Below are 3,881 nucleotides of genomic sequence, written 5' to 3'. Positions count from 1 at the left end.
GTACCGAACAATCTGTCACCAGCGTCGCCAAGACCTGGTACGATGTAGCCATGGTCGTTGAGCTTTTCGTCAAGGGCTGCGATGAAGATGTCCACATCTGGGTGTGCTTCTTCAACAGCTTTTACGCCTTCTGGAGCTGCGACTAGGCACATGAATTTAATGTTTTTCGCACCGCGTTTTTTGATGGCACTGATGGCATCTACTGCTGAACCGCCTGTTGCAAGCATTGGGTCAACAACGATGAATTCTCTTTCTTCAACGTCTGCTGGGAGCTTAACATAGTATTCCACTGGCTTCAAAGTTTCTGGGTCTCTGTATAGACCAACATGTCCAACCTTTGCAGCTGGAATGATTTTAAGCATTCCGTCCACCATGCCGAGACCTGCGCGCAGGATTGGCACAAGAGCTACTTTTTTACCGGCGATAATTTTGGATGTTGCTTTGCTGACAGGAGTTTCAATTTCTACTTCTTCAAGCGGGAGATCACGCGTGATTTCAAAGGCCATAAGTGTTGCAACCTCATCAACCAACTCTCTGAATTCTTTAGTACCCGTATTCTTGTCACGTATGTACGTAAGCTTGTGTTGAATTAATGGATGGTCAAAAACGTATACTTTTCCCATTCTGATCTCTCCTTACTGGTTTAATCCTATATTTAAGCACTCGCTTCATTTTACAGAAAAACACTTATTTCTTCAATCGTGAATTTCTTCTTGTTCATCCTGCTAATTTTCCCCTTGTAGTATATCCCATTTCCTCTAGAAAAAAGCCGCAAGTTGTCCATAACCTGCGGCGATTTTCTTATAAAGAAGGATACAATTCGTATTTACCAGATAAAGCAGCTACACGTTCTGCCGCTTCCTTCAATTTCGCTTCGTCTTCTGGATGCTTGAGCGCGAGGCCAATGATGGCGCCGATCTCATCCATATCCTCGAGTCCAAAGCCGCGGCTTGTCACTGCAGCGGTACCAATACGGATTCCGCTAGTAACAAATGGGCTTTCTGGATCAAATGGGATCGTGTTCTTGTTGACAGTGATGCCGATGTCATCAAGGACTTTCTCAGCTGTTTTCCCTGTCAGTCCTGCTGAACGTACGTCGATTAAAAGTAAGTGGTTATCTGTGCCGCCTGATACGAGTGTCAGGCCTTCTTTTTCCAAGCTTTCACCTAGGCGTTTTGCATTATCAATGATTTTCTTCGCATAGTCCTTAAAGCTTTCTTGAAGCGTTTCACCAAAAGCTACAGCCTTTGCGGCGATCACATGCATAAGCGGTCCGCCTTGGATGCCTGGAAAGATGGATTTATCAATTTTCTTCGCGAACTCCTCACGGCAGAGAATCATGCCTCCGCGCGGTCCGCGCAACGTTTTGTGAGTCGTTGTAGTAACAAAGTCTGCATATGGAACCGGGCTTGGGTGAAGACCAGCAGCCACAAGGCCGGCGATATGTGCCATGTCTACCATTAAGTAAGCGCCGACTTCATCCGCAATTTCACGGAATTTCTTGAAGTCAATCTCACGCGGGTACGCACTTGCGCCTGCGACAATCAATTTTGGCTTTGATTCGAGCGCCTTTTGGCGAACATCTTCATAATTGATGAGATGAGTCTTTTCATCCACACCATACTCCACGAAGTTATAAAGAACACCGCTGAAGTTGACCGGGCTGCCATGCGTTAAGTGCCCGCCATGTGATAGGTTCATACCAAGAACGGTATCTCCCGGATTCAAGATGGTGAAATATACGGCCATATTTGCTTGAGCACCAGAGTGAGGCTGGACATTCGCATGCTCTGCCCCAAAGATTTGCTTCGCGCGGTCGCGAGCCAAATCCTCGACAATATCTACATATTCACAGCCGCCATAATAGCGTTTTGCTGGATATCCTTCTGCATATTTATTTGTCAGTACGGAGCCTTGTGCTTCCATAACAGCTTCACTGACAAAGTTCTCAGAAGCGATTAGTTCGATTTTTCCCCTTTGTCTTCCTAGTTCTTGTTGGATTGCCTTAAATACTTGTGCATCCTGCTCTTGCAAATAGCTCATCTCTTTGCATCCTCCCTTTATCAAAAGCACACTTACTTTTAAGAATTCCTACTAATTTTAGCATGAAAAGAAAGTATCGTCATTTTTTCCTAAATACGCTCATAGCACGCGCGGGCTCCCCCAATCAGCTTCGGTCTCGTCATCGCGCTTGTGACATGTGCCTTGCCGATTACCTTCACGGATGTGCGGACTGGAACAGCGACATGCTTCAAATGCATGCCAATCATCGTGTCGCCAATATCAATCCCGGCATCCGCTTTCATATTCTCGACCACAACTGGATCTGCGAAATGATTGAAGGCATAAGTCGCCATCGCTCCCCCCGCATGGCGAACGGGAACGACGGTCACCTCCTCAAGTGAGTAGCGAATGGCTGTCTCCCGTTCGACGACAAGCGCGCGATTGATATGCTCACACCCTTGAAAAGCAACGCGAACCTTCGTGCGTTGTGCAAACTCGGATATAGCCGTAAAGATTGCCTCAGCCGCATCAAGTGTCCCAGATGTGCCGATACGCTCGCCCATCACTTCACTTGTGCTGCAGCCAATTACGAGTAGACGATTCTCGTTTAAAGGGAATACACTGTGTAATTCTTCTAGAAGACGAGCTGTTTCTGATTGAATCTCTTCAAGATGCCTTTCACCCATTCTGCATTCCCCCGCTCTTTATTGTTCCAGATTGGCAATTTTATTGATGCGGTTTTCGTGGCGGCCGCCCTCAAATTCAGTTGTCAGCCATACTTTTGCAATCATGCGTGCAAGACCTGGTCCGATAACACGCTCACCCATTGTGAGTACATTGCTGTTATTATGAGCTCTTGTTGCTTCCGCACTGAATACATCATGCACAAGAGCCGCACGAATACCCTTCACTTTATTTGCTGCAATGCTCATGCCAATGCCTGTCCCGCAAATAAGGATACCGCGGTCAAATTCACCAGCAGCTACCTTTTCAGCTACGGGCTGTGCATAATCCGGATAATCAACAGATGTGTTGCAATCACAGCCAAAGTCCTCAAATTCAATACCCATTTCCTTTAATAGGTCAGCAATTTCATTCTTAATATTTAAACCACCGTGATCTGATGCAAGCGCTACTTTCATTTCTGCAAAACTCCCTTCAGCCTCTATAAGTTTGGTCACACTCTATAGTAGTACTAGTTCTTTATTTTTTCCACTAGCTCATTAATTAGTTGCTTTAATTCCATAAAGGTGCGCTCGTACATTTGCTTGCTGCCGCCGAACGGATCAGATACATCACGGTCAGACAAATCCTCACGAACAAATTCCTTCAGTGTAAAGGTGCGCTCAATCACCTGCGGGTAACGGGAAGCAATCAGCTGCTTATGTCCTTCTGTCATGGTGAAAATGTAATCGGCCCACTCCACATCATCATCGCTCAATGTACTCGCTGCATGGTCATGCCTAATTTCATGATCATCAAGAACAAGCCTCGCATTAACGGAAGCCGCATCTCCCGGATACGCATACACCCCGGCAGACCTTACCTCGACTCCTTCTAACTGATAACTTCTCAGGATTGCCTCTGCCATCGGGCTGCGGCATGTGTTCCCTGTACAAACAAATAAGATATTTTTCAAGGCGTTTTCCCTCCTGCCCCCTATTATAGATGATTTCTGCCTGATAAAAAAAGGAGGGGATTGATGTGGAATGAGGGATTCGTTTTTCCCTTTTGTTGACCTCCCCTAAATTGATGTATGTTCGCTTTTAATAGTTGAAACCTCTTCTATTACACCTTTTTGATTCACAAGCGGATTCTGCAGGAGCCGGGCATTACAACCTGATTATCACAATGAGTCGCCGATTTCGCCCATACCT

Annotated in this window: 5 protein-coding genes; all 5 read right to left on the bottom strand. The window is 46.0% G+C overall.

The genetic code is table 11. From position 1 onward, the window contains the following. On the bottom strand, positions 1-623 hold a 623-nt coding region (gene upp, locus ACI35L_RS10970; protein WP_439802895.1), incomplete at its 3' end, for a uracil phosphoribosyltransferase. Between the two features lie 178 nt (positions 624-801). Then, the gene (glyA, locus tag ACI35L_RS10965; protein WP_049669309.1) at positions 802-2,043 is read right to left on the bottom strand and encodes a serine hydroxymethyltransferase; all 1,242 of its coding nucleotides are present in this window, start codon (positions 2,041-2,043) and stop codon (positions 802-804) included. Positions 2,044-2,132: 89 nt separating this feature from the next. After that, entirely contained in the window at positions 2,133-2,690 is a 558-nt protein-coding gene (locus ACI35L_RS10960; RefSeq protein ID WP_439802894.1) for a TIGR01440 family protein, read from the bottom strand. Between the two features lie 18 nt (positions 2,691-2,708). Beyond that, positions 2,709-3,146, bottom strand: coding sequence for a ribose 5-phosphate isomerase B (rpiB, locus tag ACI35L_RS10955; protein ID WP_049669307.1), 438 nt, complete (start codon positions 3,144-3,146; stop codon positions 2,709-2,711). A gap of 53 nt (positions 3,147-3,199) precedes the next feature. Then, complete coding sequence (locus tag ACI35L_RS10950) at positions 3,200-3,643, bottom strand: low molecular weight protein arginine phosphatase (protein WP_439802893.1); 444 nt, start codon at positions 3,641-3,643, stop codon at positions 3,200-3,202. Between the last annotated feature and the right edge of the window lie 238 nt (positions 3,644-3,881).

Source organism: Pradoshia sp. (assembly GCF_051873915.1).
Classification (GTDB): domain Bacteria; phylum Bacillota; class Bacilli; order Bacillales; family Pradoshiaceae; genus Pradoshia.
The sequence above is the reverse complement of the archived record's forward strand: the minus strand, read 5'-3'. Positions and strand labels throughout refer to the sequence as shown.

What these genes read in the sequence shown, in the direction of transcription:
- glyA (WP_049669309.1), bottom strand. Translation starts at nt 2,043, where the DNA reads ATGAGCTATTTGCAAGAGCAGGATGCACAAGTATTTAAGGCAATCCAA.
- rpiB (WP_049669307.1), bottom strand. Translation starts at nt 3,146, where the DNA reads ATGAAAGTAGCGCTTGCATCAGATCACGGTGGTTTAAATATTAAGAAT.
- ACI35L_RS10960 (WP_439802894.1), bottom strand. Translation starts at nt 2,690, where the DNA reads ATGGGTGAAAGGCATCTTGAAGAGATTCAATCAGAAACAGCTCGTCTT.